13 protein-coding genes are annotated in these 13,989 nt (G+C 68.3%); 10 read left to right on the plus strand and 3 right to left on the minus strand.

Annotation, left to right across the window (positions count from 1 at the left end; translation table 11 throughout):
* Nucleotides 1-31 precede the first annotated feature (31 nt).
* The 9 genes from PKO50_RS04265 to PKO50_RS04305 all read left to right on the plus strand — a co-directional run bounded on the left by PKO50_RS04265 (nt 32) and on the right by PKO50_RS04305 (nt 8,989).
* On the plus strand, nt 32-1,054 hold the full coding sequence (locus PKO50_RS04265) for a PleD family two-component system response regulator (RefSeq protein ID WP_109935224.1): 1,023 nt from the start codon (nt 32-34) through the stop codon (nt 1,052-1,054).
* A 78-nt stretch (nt 1,055-1,132) separates the two neighbouring features.
* Nucleotides 1,133-2,228 (plus strand): peptide chain release factor 2 gene (prfB, locus tag PKO50_RS04270; protein WP_109935223.1). Its coding sequence is split into 2 segments (ribosomal slippage): nt 1,133-1,204 and nt 1,206-2,228, totalling 1,095 coding nucleotides; the frame shifts between segments, so codons are not numbered across the junction.
* Between the two features lie 81 nt (nt 2,229-2,309).
* Complete coding sequence (gene lysS, locus PKO50_RS04275) at nt 2,310-3,815, plus strand: lysine--tRNA ligase (RefSeq protein WP_109935222.1); 1,506 nt, start codon at nt 2,310-2,312, stop codon at nt 3,813-3,815.
* A gap of 599 nt (nt 3,816-4,414) precedes the next feature.
* Complete coding sequence (locus PKO50_RS04280) at nt 4,415-5,128, plus strand: TetR family transcriptional regulator (RefSeq protein WP_089391517.1); 714 nt, start codon at nt 4,415-4,417, stop codon at nt 5,126-5,128.
* A gap of 53 nt (nt 5,129-5,181) precedes the next feature.
* On the plus strand, nt 5,182-5,745 hold the full coding sequence (locus PKO50_RS04285) for a hypothetical protein (RefSeq protein ID WP_275628910.1): 564 nt from the start codon (nt 5,182-5,184) through the stop codon (nt 5,743-5,745).
* Nucleotides 5,742-7,046, plus strand: a complete 1,305-nt coding sequence (locus PKO50_RS04290) for a flavohemoglobin expression-modulating QEGLA motif protein (RefSeq protein WP_275628911.1) — start codon at nt 5,742-5,744, stop codon at nt 7,044-7,046. Before PKO50_RS04285 ends, PKO50_RS04290 begins: the two co-directional genes overlap by 4 nt.
* 128 nt (nt 7,047-7,174) lie before the next feature.
* On the plus strand, nt 7,175-8,095 hold the full coding sequence (locus tag PKO50_RS04295) for an alpha/beta hydrolase (RefSeq protein ID WP_275628912.1): 921 nt from the start codon (nt 7,175-7,177) through the stop codon (nt 8,093-8,095).
* Nucleotides 8,092-8,424: a hypothetical protein gene (locus PKO50_RS04300; RefSeq protein ID WP_109935218.1), complete on the plus strand. Its 333-nt coding sequence runs from the start codon at nt 8,092-8,094 to the stop codon at nt 8,422-8,424. The genes PKO50_RS04295 and PKO50_RS04300 overlap by 4 nt, the downstream gene beginning before the upstream one ends.
* 46 nt (nt 8,425-8,470) lie before the next feature.
* Nucleotides 8,471-8,989, plus strand: a complete 519-nt coding sequence (locus tag PKO50_RS04305) for an O-acetyl-ADP-ribose deacetylase (RefSeq protein WP_275628913.1) — start codon at nt 8,471-8,473, stop codon at nt 8,987-8,989.
* Between the two features lie 693 nt (nt 8,990-9,682).
* Here the strand turns inward: PKO50_RS04305 and PKO50_RS04310 are convergent.
* The 3 genes from PKO50_RS04310 to PKO50_RS04320 all read right to left on the minus strand — a co-directional run bounded on the left by PKO50_RS04310 (nt 9,683) and on the right by PKO50_RS04320 (nt 13,357).
* Nucleotides 9,683-10,462 (minus strand): OmpA family protein, encoded by a 780-nt coding sequence (locus tag PKO50_RS04310; RefSeq protein WP_109935216.1) that lies wholly within the window; start codon nt 10,460-10,462, stop codon nt 9,683-9,685.
* A 45-nt stretch (nt 10,463-10,507) separates the two neighbouring features.
* Complete coding sequence (locus PKO50_RS04315) at nt 10,508-10,909, minus strand: DUF4398 domain-containing protein (RefSeq protein ID WP_109935215.1); 402 nt, start codon at nt 10,907-10,909, stop codon at nt 10,508-10,510.
* A gap of 183 nt (nt 10,910-11,092) precedes the next feature.
* Nucleotides 11,093-13,357 carry a heavy metal translocating P-type ATPase gene (locus PKO50_RS04320; RefSeq protein WP_275628914.1) on the minus strand — a complete coding sequence of 755 codons (2,265 nt, stop codon included), beginning with the start codon at nt 13,355-13,357 and terminating at the stop codon, nt 11,093-11,095.
* An 85-nt stretch (nt 13,358-13,442) separates the two neighbouring features.
* Between PKO50_RS04320 and cadR the strand changes: the two genes are divergently transcribed.
* Nucleotides 13,443-13,910, plus strand: coding sequence for a Cd(II)/Pb(II)-responsive transcriptional regulator (gene cadR, locus PKO50_RS04325; RefSeq protein WP_074985207.1), 468 nt, complete (start codon nt 13,443-13,445; stop codon nt 13,908-13,910).
* Nucleotides 13,911-13,989 lie beyond the last annotated feature (79 nt).

The following is a 13,989-nucleotide window of genomic DNA, read 5'->3' on the forward strand; positions in this document are numbered from 1 at the left end:
CGGAGGGAGCGCCAGCGGCGCCAGAACGACGATGAATCCCAACCATAGCGAGAAGCCCTTGATCACCCCGGACGACACCGCGGTCATGGTCCTGCTGGTCGACGACCAGGCCATGATCGGCGAGGCCGTGCGCCGCGCCCTGGCCGACGACGGCAGCATCGACTTCCACTTCTGCTCCGACGCCACCCAGGCCATCGAGCAGGCCCTGCAGATCCGCCCGACGGTGATCCTCCAGGACCTGGTGATGCCCGACACCGACGGCCTCGACCTGGTGCGCCAGTACCGCCGCCACCCGCAGACGCGGGACATCCCGATCATCGTCCTGTCGACCAAGGAGGAGCCGCAGGTCAAGAGCGCCGCCTTCGCCGCCGGGGCCAACGACTACCTGGTCAAGCTGCCCGACGCCATCGAGCTGGTGGCGCGGGTGCGCTACCACTCGCGCTCCTACCTGGCCCTGCAGCAGCGCGACGAGGCCTACCGCGCCCTGCGCGAGAGCCAGCAGAAGCTGCTGGAGACCAACCTGGTGCTGCAGCGCCTGATGAACTCCGACGGCCTCACCGGGCTGTCCAACCGCCGGCACTTCGACGAGTACCTGGAAATGGAATGGCGCCGCGCCCTGCGCGAGCAGAGCCAGCTGTCGCTGCTGCTGATCGACGTCGACCACTTCAAGGCCTACAACGACACCTTCGGCCACGTCGCCGGCGACGAGGCGCTGCGCCGCGTCGCCGGCACCATCCGCGAGAGCTGCGCGCGTTCCTCCGACCTTCCGGCGCGCTACGGCGGCGAGGAGTTCGCCATCATCCTCCCGGGCACCTCGCCGGGCGGCGCGCGGCTGCTGGCGGAAAAGCTGCGGCTGACCGTGCAGGCCCTGGGCATCGCCCACGAGGAGCCGGACTCCGGCGCGGTGCTGACGGTCAGCATCGGCGTGGCGACCCTCACCCCGGGGCAGGGCGAAAGCTGCCTGCGGCTGATCGAGCACGCCGACCGCGCGCTCTACAATGCCAAGCACGGCGGGCGCAACCAGGTCGGGGTGGACGGCGGCCCGACCGGCTGACGCATAGCCGCCCACGGGCGGCTTTCTCGGGTATACTTCCGAGTTTTTCCACGCCATTACCCGTGAGTGCTGACCGTCATGGAAATCAACCCGATCCTCAACAGCATCAAGGACCTCTCCGACCGCACCCAGTCCATTCGGGGGTATCTTTGACTACGATCTGAAGCATGATCGTCTGGTCGAAGTGAACCGCGAGCTGGAAGACCCGGCCGTCTGGAACAACCCCGAATACGCCCAGAACCTGGGCCGCGAGCGCGCCACCCTGGCGCAGATCGTCGAGACCCTCGACGAGCTGACCGGTGGCCTGGCCGACTCCAGCGACCTGCTGGACATGGCGGTCGAGGAAAACGACGAAGGCGCCGTCAACGACGTCGCGACCGAAGTCGAGCGCCTGCGCGAGATCCTCGAGAAGCTGGAATTCCGCCGCATGTTCAGCGGCGAGATGGACCCGAACAACGCCTACCTGGACATCCAGGCCGGCTCCGGCGGCACCGAGGCCCAGGACTGGGCCAACATGCTGCTGCGCATGTACCTGCGCTGGGCCGACAAGCACGGCTTCGATGCCGAGATCGTCGAACTGTCCGAGGGCGAGGTCGCCGGCATCAAGGGCGCCACCGTGCACATCAAGGGCGAGTACGCCTTCGGCTGGCTGCGCACCGAGATCGGCGTGCACCGCCTGGTGCGCAAGAGTCCGTTCGACTCCGGCAACCGCCGCCACACCTCGTTCACCGCGGTGTTCGTCTCGCCCGAGATCGACGACAACATCGAGATCGAGATCAACCCGGCGGACCTGCGCATCGACACCTATCGCTCCTCCGGCGCCGGCGGCCAGCACGTGAACACCACCGATTCGGCGGTGCGCATCACCCACGTGCCGACCAACACCGTGGTGGCGTGCCAGAACGAACGCTCCCAGCACGCCAACAGGGACACCGCCATGAAGATGCTGCGGGCCCGGTTGTACGAGCAGGAGATGCAGAAGCGCAACGCGGCGTCCCAGGCCCTGGAAGACAGCAAGTCGGACATCGGCTGGGGCCACCAGATCCGCTCCTACGTGCTCGACCAGTCGCGGATCAAGGACCTGCGCACCGGCGTCGAGCGTAGCGACTGCGACAAGGTGCTCGACGGCGACCTGGACGAGTACCTGGAAGCCAGCCTGAAACAGGGCCTCTGACCCGTCCCGCCTCGCGGGAACGGGACCGCCCGTTCCCGCCATAAACCCAAATTGAAGATACGCCAGGCAGATAGAACGACCATGAGCGACCAACAACTCGACCAGCACGAACTGCAGCAGGAAGAAAACAAGCTGATCGCCCAGCGCAAGGAAAAGCTTGCCGCCGTGCGCGAGGCCAAGGCCATCGCCTTCCCCAACGACTTCCGCCGCGACAGCTACTTCGCGGACCTGCAGAAGCAGTACGCCGACAAGACCAAGGAAGAGCTGGAAGCCGCAGCCATCCCGGTCAAGGTCGCCGGTCGCATCATGCTCAACCGCGGTTCCTTCATCGTCCTGCAGGACAGCAGCGACCGCCTGCAGGTGTACGTCAACCGCAAGACCCTGCCCGAAGAGACCCTGGCCGAGATCAAGACCTGGGACCTGGGCGACATCATCGGCGCCGAAGGCGTGCTGGCCCGCTCCGGCAAGGGCGACCTGTACGTCGACATGCACGACGTGCGCCTGCTGACCAAGTCGCTGCGCCCGCTGCCGGACAAGCACCACGGCCTGACCGACACCGAGCAGCGCTACCGCCAGCGCTACGTCGACCTGATCGTCAACGAGGAAACCCGCCACACCTTCCGCGTGCGTTCCCAGGTGATCGCCCACATCCGCCGCTTCCTCAGCGACCGCGGTTTCCTCGAAGTGGAAACCCCGATGCTGCAGACCATCCCCGGCGGCGCCGCGGCCAAGCCCTTCGCCACCCACCACAACGCGCTGGACATGGCCATGTTCCTGCGCATCGCCCCGGAGCTGTACCTCAAGCGCCTGGTGGTCGGCGGCTTCGAGAAGGTCTTCGAGATCAACCGCAACTTCCGCAACGAAGGCGTCTCGACCCGGCACAACCCCGAGTTCACCATGCTCGAGTTCTACCAGGCCTACGCCGACTACGAAGACAACATGGACCTGACCGAGGAGCTGTTCCGCGAGCTGGCCCAGGCGGTGCTCGGCACCACCGACGTGCCCTACGGCGACAAGGTCTTCCACTTCGGCGAGCCGTTCGCCCGCCTGTCGGTGTTCGACGCCATCCTCAAGTACAACCCGGACATCACCGCGGCCGACCTGCAGGACGTCGACAAGGCCCGCGCGATCGCCAAGCAGGCCGGCGCCAAGGTCCTCGGCCACGAAGGCCTGGGCAAGCTGCAGGTGATGATTTTCGAGGAGCTGGTGGAGCACAAGCTGGAACAGCCGCACTTCATCACCCAGTACCCCTTCGAGGTCTCCCCGCTGGCCCGCCGCAACGACCAGGACCCGAGCGTCACCGACCGCTTCGAGCTGTTCATCGGCGGCCGCGAGATCGCCAACGCCTACTCCGAGCTGAACGACGCCGAGGACCAGGCCGAGCGCTTCATGCTGCAAGTCAAGGAGAAGGACGCCGGCGACGACGAGGCGATGCACTACGACGCCGACTTCATCAACGCCCTGGAATACGGCATGCCGCCCACCGCCGGCGAAGGCATCGGCATCGACCGCCTGGTGATGCTGCTGACCAACTCGCCGTCGATCCGCGACGTGATCCTGTTCCCGCACATGCGCCCGCAGGCGTAAGCGCTGGAGCAATAGAAGAAGCCGCCTTACAGGCTGTGTGAAAAACCGAGCGGCTCTTCGAAGAGCGCGTTCCTACGTGAAATCTGAAGAGGCTTGGCTATTCAGCCAATCCAGAATCCACGTAGAAACGCGAAATCCAGGTTGTTTTTTAACCAGCGGGACCGATCCTGAGGTTTTCACACAGCCTGCTTAGGGCGGCTTTTTCGTGCCCGAGGGCAAGGCTCTTCGTAGGAGCGAACTTGCTCGCGAACGGTGCTTGCCGGGGATTTGGGCGCTGGGTTTGAGAGCGCCCTCTCCCCAGCCCTCTCCCTGAAGGGAGAGGGGGCTTGTCCGTGCCGAGAGAGGGAATGGTTTCAGCCGGAAACCCTCCGTGTTGCCGGCTGACTCCAAAACATCCAAGCACACCGAACGGTCCCCTCTCCCTTCAGGGAGAGGGTTAGGGAGAGGGAACGGAGGTCGGCGCAATAACAGAGTTACCGGGTGACTCGTTCGCGAGCGCTCCTACAAAACCCGCCTCTCCATCCGCCAGCGGGCCACCAATTGATTCCCCGCGCAAAAGCCCGAACAATGCGCCATCGCCCGCGAGCGGAGGAAACACCGTGCCCCGAGCAGTTCCCAGAGACAGCGCCGCCCAGGCCGCCAGCGCGGTGGCCGAGAGTGTCCGGTACCAGGGCCGCAAGGCCGCCCGCCAGGGCAGCGAGCAGCGCCGCCAGGCGATCCTCGACGCGGCCATGCGCATCATCGTCCGCGAGGGCGTGCGGGCCGTGCGCCACCGGGCGGTGGCGGCCGAGGCGGACGTGCCGCTGTCGGCCACCACCTACTACTTCAAGGACATCGACGACCTCATCACCGACACCTTCGCGCTCTTCGTCGAACGCAGCGCCGAGGCCCTGTCGGCCTTCTGGGCCAGCGTCGAGGGCGACCTGCAGGCCCTGGCCGCCGGCCTCACCGGCAGCCCCGAGGCGCGCCGCGAGCTGGCCGACCGCATCGCCGAGCTGGCCATCCAGTACGTGCGCGTGCAGCTCACCGAGCGCCGCGAGCACCTGCTGGCCGAGCAGGCGTTCCGCCAGGAGGCGCTGCTCAACCCGCGCCTGGAACAGCTGGCGCAGAGCCACAGGCGCATCCTCTCCCTGGGCGTGGTGCACTTCTTCGAGGTGCTCGGCTCGCAGCAGCCGGAACAGGATGCCAAGGTGTTGACGGCCATCATCCTGCAGATGGAGTATCAGGGCCTGCTGGATGGCGTGGAGCACCTGGACACCGTGGAGATGCGCGCCATCCTGACCCGCTACCTGTACCTGGTGCTGGGCCTCTGAGCCCGCCGACGACCCCATATGGCGTGCCGCCCGCGGCCCCTGAGGAGACTTCGATGAAAGCCTGGCGCGCCTTGCTGCTGTTGAGCATCCTCCTGCTCGGCGGCTGCCTGGTGACCTTCAAGGAGCCGATCCCGGCGAAGGAGGCCGCGCCCACGCAGTTGCTCGGCCAGTGGTCGCGGATCGACGAGTACGGCGAGGAACAGTTCCTCGAGATCAGCCGCACCGGCGAGGGCCTGTACCGCGCCTTCAGCTACTACGACGACAGCGGCAACACCGACAGCGCCGAAGACCTGCCCTTCACCGTGGCCCACCACGGCCAGCGCTGGTACCTGTCCGCCGGGCTGCCCAAGAGCCAGGGCGGCAACTACGTGCTGGCCGGCTTCGAGATCACCGACAAGGACGAGCTGGTGGTCTACTCGCTGGACGTCGAGCAAATCCTCCAGGCCATGGCCAAGGGCACCCTGCAGGGCCAGAAGGTGGACAGCGAGCAGGGCGCCGGCGCCCTGGTGGCCAGCCCCCTGGGCGACGTCCTGGCCTACCTGGACGACCCCGCCAACGCCGAAGTCTTCAGCGAAGCGCTACGCTTCCAGCGAGTGACTCCGGGAGAACGCCCATGAACCCGCGGCGCAAGAAGGCCACGCCCAGCGAGTACCAGCAGATCATCCGCGGCCTGTCCGACCGCCTGGTGGAGGCGCAGACGCCGATCCGCGTGCTCGACGCCATCAAGTGGGACGACAGCGTGCGCGCGGACTTCCTCAAGGGCCGCGGCAAGCATGCGCCCAAGGTCGACCGCGGCTACTACGACGGCCGCCCGCTGGCCTTCGACGGCGATGCCAAGAAGCAGGAATTCCAGAACCTGGAGCGCGACATCACCCGCCAGCTCGGCCAGTTCAACCCGGTGGGGCAGATCATGCGGCGCATGTGCCGCGAGTACCGCATGGTCATCCGCATGCTCGAGGCGCGCGGCACCCAGGACTTCGGGCTGATCTCCCAGGAGCTCTACGGCTCGGCCTCCGACGCCTTCCACGCCGGTGACCCGACCCTGGCCGACCTCGGCCTGATGCTCTCGGACTACCTGAACAACATCGCCGACCGCGGCGACCTCAAGGACGAGCCCAAGACCCTCACCGCCAAGGAAGCGGTGGCCATGCTGCAGGAGCGCCTGAACAAGACCTTCGGCGAGGCCGAGGACACCATCCGCGTGTTCGAGTCCGACGGCATAGTCGCCGATGCCGCGGCCGGCGCCGACTACATCAAGGTGCGGGCGGACGCCATGTTCAACGAGCGCGACGTGCGCGCCCTGGAGGTCCACGAGGGCCTGGTGCACGTGGGCACCACCCTGAACGGGCAGAACCAGCCGATCTGCACCTTCCTGGCCAAGGGCCCGCCGTCCTCCACCGTGACCCAGGAAGGCCTGGCCATCCTGATGGAGGTGATCGCCTTCGCCTCCTACCCCACGCGCCTGCGCAAGCTCACCAACCGCACCCGCGCCATCCACATGGCCGAGGAGGGCGCGGACTTCCTCGAGGTGTTCCACTTCTACCGCGAGCAGGGCTACAGCCAGGAAAGCAGCTACCAGAACGCCAGCCGGGTGTTCCGCGGCTCGACCCCGGCCGGGCTGCCGTTCACCAAGGACCTGTCGTACCTGAAGGGCTTCATCCTCATCTACAACTACATCCAGCTGGCCGTGCGCAAAGGCAAGCTGGAGCAGATCCCGCTGCTGTTCTGCGGCAAGGCCACCCTGGAAGACATGCGCACCCTGCGCCAACTGGTGGACGAGGGCCTGGTGGTGCCGCCGAAGTACCTGCCGCCGCAGTTCCGCGACCTCAACGCGCTGTCGGCCTGGATGTGCTTCTCCAACTTCCTCAACCACCTGAGCCTGGACCGCATCGAGGCGGACTACGCGAATATCCTCTAGGGACCGCGCCGAAATGCCCTTCGTAGGAGCGAGCTTGCTCGCGAACCGACTCCGCAGCGGGGCCCATTCGCGAGCAAGCTCGCTCCTACGAAAAGCCGTGCGTTCCCGGCCCCAAGGATGACCCGACCATGACCCACCGCTTCAAGGCCGCCGCGCTGTCCCTGCTGCTTCTGCTCGGCGGCTGCAGCTCGCTGCTGTTCTACCCCAGCCCCGACGTGGCCATCACCCCGCAGCGGGCCAAGCTGGACTACCGCGACGTCAGCATCACCACCGCCGACGGCGTGAAGCTCGCCGGCTGGTGGCTGCCGGCCAAGCCGGGCGTGCCGGTGAAGGGCACGGTGCTGCACCTGCATGGCAACGGCGGCAACATGGCCTGGCACCTGGGCGGCACCTTCTGGCTGCCGGAACAGGGCTACCAGGTGCTGATGATCGACTACCGCGGCTATGGCCATTCCCAGGGCGAGCCGCGCCTGCCGGATGTCTACCGCGACATAGACGCGGCCTTCGCCTGGCTGGACAAGGCCCCGGAAGCCCAGGGCAAGCCGCTGGTCCTGCTCGGCCAGAGCCTGGGCGGCGCCATGGGCGTGCACTACCTGGCGCAGCATCCCGAACGGGTGAAGCAGCTCAAGGCGGTGGTGCTCGACGGCGTGCCGGCCAGCTACCGCGAGGTGGCCCGCTACACCCTGGGCAACGCCTGGCTGACCTGGCCGCTGCAGGTGCCGCTGTCCTGGCTGGTGCCCGACGGCGACAGCGCCATCCGCGCCATGCCGCGACTTTCTGGCGCACCCGTGCTGTTCTTTCACAGCATCGACGATACCATCGTGCCCCTGGACAACGGCCTGAGCCTGTACAAGGCGGCGCGGCCGCCGAAAGTCTTCCAGCTGACCCGTGGCGGGCACGTGGAAACCTTCGGCGAACCGACCTGGCGCGAAGTGATGCTGCGCTTCCTCGACGACCCGCAGCATTTCAGCGGCCTGCGCCGCCTGGCCGAAGTCCCCAACACCGATCCGCCGGCCGAGCCGGCCAGCCAGTCCCAGGGCAAGCCATGACCACCAGCACCGACCGCAACATGATCCCGTACATCCTCACCGCCATCGGCAGCATCATCGTCAGTGTCGGCACCCTCTGGTACTACGGTTACCTGCACTTCGCCAAGGAGCAGGACGCCCTGCTGCTGGCCGAGTTCACCATGCTCAAGAGCATCCCCGGGGAGGACGTGAAGCTGTCCCTGGAGCCGGCCACCCAGGTCGCGCAATGCATCGACGGCGTGCTGGTACTGTTCGACACCGCCCAGAAGGGCCTCTCCGGCGTGCTGGTGGACAACAAGAAGCACGCCGTGCGCTGCGCCGGCCAGGAAACCCCGCAGCAGGTGCACTGACGGCAGCGTTCGGGGCTAGGCTGGGAGCAACCCGGAGGGCGCGACCATGAGCAACCCCGAAATCCACGTCTGGCAGGGCGACATCACCACCCTGCGCATCGACGCCATCGTCAACGCCGCCAACGCCTCGCTGCTCGGCGGCGGGGGCGTGGACGGCGCCATCCACCGCGCCGCCGGCCCGGAGCTGGTGGCTTATTGCCGCACCCTGGGCGGCTGCGAGACCGGCGAGGCGAAGATCACCCCCGGTTTCCGCCTGCCGGCCGCCCACGTCATCCACACCGTCGGCCCGGTCTGGCGCGGCGGCGGGCACGGCGAGCCGGAGCTGCTCGCCGCCTGCTACCGCAACAGCCTGGCGCTGGCGGAAGCGCATGGGCTGGAAGGCATCGCCTTCCCGGCCATCAGCTGCGGCATCTATGGCTATCCCCTGGAAGCGGCGGCCGGCATCGCCATCGGCGAACTGCGCCGCCTGCGCCCCGCCGGCAGCAGCCTGCAACGCCTGCTGCTGGTGCCCTTCGCCGAAGACATGGCCGAACTCTACCGGCGCCTGCTGCGGGGTGGTGCGTAGGCGCCGACTGCGCCGAGGTGCTCTTCGTAGGAGCGAGGGGGACGCCTAGTTCTTGCTCGCGAACCGCATGGCACCGCGTTTATTCGCGAGCGAGCTCGCTCCTACGAAAAGCCATGCTCGCCGGCAGGCAATGTAGGAGCGGGCCCTGCCCGCGAATCGCGCGCAGGGCGCGCTCCTACATGGGAATGGTGCGGGTGGGGCAGTGTAGGAGCAGATCTCATCCGCGAAGCGCGCCGGTGGTTCCGGCTATCGCGGACAAGGTCCGCTCCTACGGTGGGATATGTGCTGCACGGTAACCTGTAGGAGCGGGCCCTGCCCGCGAATCGCGCGCAGGGCGCGCTCCTACATGGGAATGGTGTGGGTGGGGCGGTGTAGGAGCGGATCTTATCCGCGAAGCGCGCCGGTGGTTCCGGCTATCGCGGACAAGGTCCGCTCCTACGGTGGGATATGTGCTGCACGGTAACCTGTAGGAGCGGGCCCTGCCCGCGAATCGCGCTCAGGGCGCGCTCCTACATGGGAATGGTGCGGGTGGGGCGGCGTAGGAGCGGATCTCATCCGCGAAGCGCGCCGGTGGTTCCGGCTATCGCGGACAAGGTCCGCTCCTACGGTGGGATATGTGCTGCACGGTAACCTGTAGGAGCGGGCCCTGCCCGCGAATCGCGCGCAGGGCGCGCTCCTACATGGAGAGCCGCGTCAGTAATCGCTATCCACCGACGAGCGCGGCACCACCGGCTTGGCGTCGTTGGAGATGGTCACTTCCACCCGGCGGTTCTGTGCGCGGCCGGAGGAGCTGGCGTTGCTCGCCACCGGGTAGTCCTTGCCGTAGCCGCGGGTGGTCACCCGGGCCGGGTCCACGCCCTGGGCCAGCAGGGCCATGCGCACCGAGTCGGCGCGGCGCTCGGACAGGCTCTGGTTGTAGCCGGCCGAGCCGCTGCTGTCGGTGTAGCCCTCGACCAGTACCTTGCGCTCGGGGTTCTGCTGCAGGTAGCTGGCCAGTTGCTGGATGTTGTGGCTGGCCTCGGGCTTGAGGTCGGCGCGGTCGAGGTCGAAGAGCACGTCGCCGAAGGTCACCAGGGTGCCGCGCTGGGTCTGCCTGGCCTGCAGGTCCTTGAGCTGCTGGGTGCGCACGTCCAGGCGGGCCTGGGTGCGTTGCGCCGCGGTGTTCTGCAACTGCCCTTCGGCGGTCTTCAGGGCGATGGTCTGGTTGGCCAGGTTGATGCGCTGCTGCGTCAGGTAGGCCAGCTGGTCCACGTCCTGCTGCTTCTCGCCGTCGCGGTAGGCCTTGTCGGCCTTGCTCAGCCAGTCGCCGGCGTCCTTGGTTTCCAGGGCCGCGAGCTGGGTGGCCTGGGGTTGCGCCTGCAGGGCGGAATAGTCGCTGCGGGCCTTCTCCAGGTTGGCGTTGGGCTCGTGGGCGCAGGCGGCCAGCAGCAGCGCCAGGCTGGAGAGGGCGGGGAGGGCGATGAGTTTACGCATGGCTGTCGTCCTTAATGATCCGGAGGGGGGAATGGGGAAGGGCGCCTACTGCTGTGGCTGCTGGAGCTTCTGCAGCCCTTCCTCGCGGATTTCCATCACGCCCTGCTGGGCGTCCTTGACGGCGTTCTGCGCCTTGACTGCCTGCGACTTGCGCTCGGCCACGCGGGCGTCCCACTCGGCCTGCTGGGCCAGGCGCCTGGCCTGCTCGTACTCCTTGTCGTTGAGGGCGATGCGCGCCTGGGCGAGCTTGTCCTGGGCGGATTTCGTCTCCACCGGCGCGTACTGCGGGCCGCCGGCGCTGACCGCGGCGTTGACCGCCGACTCGGTGACCGCCATCTGCTCGCTCGGCGGGTTGCCGGCGCAGCCGGCCAGGACCAGGGCGCTGGCGCCGATCAGCAGGCCCGTGCGCAGGAAGGCGAGGCGGGGTTGGTATGCTTTCAGTTCCATTGGTCGAGTCCTCTCGTCTGGGGAACACGGATTCTCAGCGGGCGATGCCCGGCCTGGCCGTTCGCAGCCCTGCGCTGCGGCGTTATCCCGTGGTTGCCAGGTACTACTGGGGACTTGAGGACTTGTCCGAGGGTTCAAAAAAAATGGCTGCCCGGAAGGACGGCCCTATCTGCGGCGCGGCTTTCAGAAGCGCAGGCGGAGCAGGCGCAGGCCGTTGAAGACCACCAGCAGGCTGGCGCCCATGTCGGCGAACACCGCCATCCACAGGGTGCCCAGGCCGGCCAGGGTGAGGGCCAGGAACACAGCCTTGATGCCCAGCGCCAGGCTGATGTTCTGCACCAGCACGGCGTGGGTGCGGCGCGACAGGCGGATGAACTGCGGCAGCTTGCGCAAGTCGTCGTCCATCAGCGCCACGCCGGCGGTCTCGATGGCCGTGTCGGTGCCCGCCGCGCCCATGGCGAAGCCGATGTCGGCGCGGGCCAGGGCCGGGGCGTCGTTGATGCCGTCGCCGACCATGCCCACCCGCGCGCCGCCGGCCTGGTGCTGCTCGACCTCGCGCAGCTTGTCCTCGGGCAGCAGGTTGCCGCGGGCCTGGTCGATGCCCACCTGGGCGGCGATGGCGGCCGCGGTGTGCGGGTTGTCGCCGGTCAGCATCAGCGTCTTCACGCCCAGGCCGTGCAGTTCGGCCAGCGCCTCGCGGCTGGTCTGCCTGACCGCGTCGGCCACGGCGAACAGCGCCAGCGGGCCTTCGTCGTCGAGCAGGACGATGACGGTCTTGCCCTGTTGCTCCAGGGCGTCCAGGCGGGCTTCCAGGGCCGCCGAGCACAGCCCCAGTTCCTCCACCAGGCGGTGGTTGCCCAAGTGGTGCAGGCGGCCGTCCACTTCGCCCTTCACGCCGCGGCCGGGGATGGCCTCCAGCGCGTCGACGCCGTACAGCGCCAGGCCGTCGGCCTCGGCGGCGCGGGCCACGGCCTGGGACACCGGGTGGTCGGAGCGGGCGGCCAGGCTGGCGGCCAGCGAACGGGCGCGCGCCGCGTCGCCGCGCAGGCCGTGGAAGTCGGTCTGCGTCGGCCGGCCTTCGGTGAGGGTGCCGGTCTTGTCCAGGGCCAGCCATTGCAGTTGCCGGCCCAGTTCGAGGAACACCCCGCCCTTGATCAGGATGCCGGCGCGCGCCGCCGCCGACAGGCCGCTGACGATGGTCACCGGGGTGGAGATCACCAGGGCGCAGGGGCAGGCAATGACCAGCAGCACCAGGGCGCGGTACACCCAGTCGAGCCAGGCGCCGCCGAAGGCCAGCGGCGGGATGAGCGCGGTGGCGATGGCGATGAGGATCACGACTGGCGTGTAGATGCGTGCGAACTGGTCGACGAAGCGCTGCGTCGGCGCCCGCGAGCCCTGGGCTTCTTCCACGGCATGGATGATCCGCGCCAGGGTGCTGTCGTCGGCGCCGCGGCTCACCGCGTACTCCAGCGCGCCCTCGCCGTTGATGCTGCCGGCGAACAGGGGTTCACCGGCCTGCTTTTCCACCGGCAGGCTCTCGCCGGTGATGGGCGCCTGGTTGACGCTGGAGCGGCCGTCGAGCACCTCGCCGTCGAGGGCGATGCGCTCGCCGGGGCGCACGCGCACGCGCTCGCCCACGGCCACCGACTTGGCCGGCACGTCCTGCCACTGCCCGTCGCGCAGCACCGTGGCCTGTTCCGGGGCCAGTTGCAGCAGGCCGCGGATGGCGCTGCGCGCGCGTTCCAGGGAGCGCGCCTCGATCAGCTCGGCGATGGCGAACAGCACCGCGACCATGGCTGCTTCCGGCCACTGGCCGATGAGCATGGCGCCGGTCACGGCGATGCTCATCAGCGCGTTGATGTTCAGGTCGCGGTTCTTCAGGGCGATCCAGCCCTTGCGGTAGGTCGGCAGGCCGGCGCCGAGGATGGCCGCCACGGCCAGGCCGGCCACCAGCCACTGCGGGCCGAGGGCGAACCATTCGCAAACCTCCGCGGCCAGCGCCAGCACCCCGGTCAGGGCCAGCGGCCACCAGGGCTTGTGCTTCGCCGGCGCGCTGGCCAGCGGCTGGCCGTCTTCCACGGCCTCGGCCTCCATGCCCAGGGAGTCCACCAGCTTCTGCAGCGGCTCCAGGCTGTCGAAGCGGTGCTGCACCTTGAGCAGGCGCTGCATCAGGTTGAATTCCAGTTGCTCCACCGCCGGCAGCTTGCCCAGGGCGTCGCGCAACAGGCGCTCCTCGGTGGGGCAGTCCATGGCCTCGATGCGCAGGCTGCTCCAGCGCAGCTCGCCGGTGGCGGCGGCCGCGGCGGCGCCCAGCGCGGCTTCGGCGTGGCGCGGGCGCTCGTGGTGGTGATCATGCCCGTGGTCGTGCTCGTGGCGGTGCGCGGCGGCGGGGGCGTGGTCGTGGCAGCAGGGCCCGCATCCAGGCTGGCGGCTGTTGGCGTCGGTCATCAGGTCGTTTCCCATTTGACGGTATGCTTGCGATTGCACACCCTGTAGCAACTACAGAGTCAAGCGGTTCCGGGAGGAAAGGCTGATGAAGATCGGTGAACTGGCGAAACTGACCGGCTGCCCGGTGGAGACCATCCGCTACTACGAGCGCGAGGGCCTGCTGCCGGAACCGGCGCGCACGGGCGGCAACTACCGGCAGTACGACAACGCCCACGTCGAGCGGCTGTCGTTCATCCGCCACTGCCGCTCGCTGGACATGACCCAGGAGGAGATCCGCATCCTCCTCGGCCTGCGCGACCGCCCCGAGTCCGATTGCGGCACCGCCAACCGGCTGATCGACGAGCACCTGCACCACGTCGAGGTGCGCATCGCCGAGCTGCAGTCGCTGCGCCAGCAACTGCAGGACCTGCGCGCCCGCTGCAGCGGCAGCGGCAACAGCGAGGACTGCGGCATCCTCCGCGAGCTGCAGCTGCCCGCCGAGCCCTCGGCGGTGCCGGAAGCCTGCGCCGAGGCCGGGCACCTGCACGTGCCCGGGGTGCATGGCAGGCATTGAAGCCCGTTCCAGCCGTAGGGCGCATAACCGTTCGCGGTTATCCGCCGATACACCGAGGCCAAAGTCAACGCCAAGGTTG

Origin of the sequence: Pseudomonas sp. 273 (genome assembly GCF_029201425.1) — a bacterium.
GTDB classification, from domain to species: domain Bacteria; phylum Pseudomonadota; class Gammaproteobacteria; order Pseudomonadales; family Pseudomonadaceae; genus Pseudomonas; species Pseudomonas delhiensis.

Excerpts from the sequence above, each read along its gene's own strand:
- PKO50_RS04265 (WP_109935224.1), top strand. The coding sequence starts at position 32 with ATGAATCCCAACCATAGCGAGAAGCCCTTGATCACCCCGGACGACACC.
- lysS (WP_109935222.1), top strand. The coding sequence starts at position 2,310 with ATGAGCGACCAACAACTCGACCAGCACGAACTGCAGCAGGAAGAAAAC.
- PKO50_RS04285 (WP_275628910.1), top strand. The coding sequence starts at position 5,182 with ATGAAAGCCTGGCGCGCCTTGCTGCTGTTGAGCATCCTCCTGCTCGGC.
- PKO50_RS04290 (WP_275628911.1), top strand. The coding sequence starts at position 5,742 with ATGAACCCGCGGCGCAAGAAGGCCACGCCCAGCGAGTACCAGCAGATC.
- PKO50_RS04295 (WP_275628912.1), top strand. The coding sequence starts at position 7,175 with ATGACCCACCGCTTCAAGGCCGCCGCGCTGTCCCTGCTGCTTCTGCTC.
- PKO50_RS04300 (WP_109935218.1), top strand. The coding sequence starts at position 8,092 with ATGACCACCAGCACCGACCGCAACATGATCCCGTACATCCTCACCGCC.
- PKO50_RS04305 (WP_275628913.1), top strand. The coding sequence starts at position 8,471 with ATGAGCAACCCCGAAATCCACGTCTGGCAGGGCGACATCACCACCCTG.
- PKO50_RS04310 (WP_109935216.1), bottom strand. The coding sequence starts at position 10,462 with ATGCGTAAACTCATCGCCCTCCCCGCCCTCTCCAGCCTGGCGCTGCTG.
- PKO50_RS04315 (WP_109935215.1), bottom strand. The coding sequence starts at position 10,909 with ATGGAACTGAAAGCATACCAACCCCGCCTCGCCTTCCTGCGCACGGGC.
- PKO50_RS04320 (WP_275628914.1), bottom strand. The coding sequence starts at position 13,357 with ATGACCGACGCCAACAGCCGCCAGCCTGGATGCGGGCCCTGCTGCCAC.
- cadR (WP_074985207.1), top strand. The coding sequence starts at position 13,443 with ATGAAGATCGGTGAACTGGCGAAACTGACCGGCTGCCCGGTGGAGACC.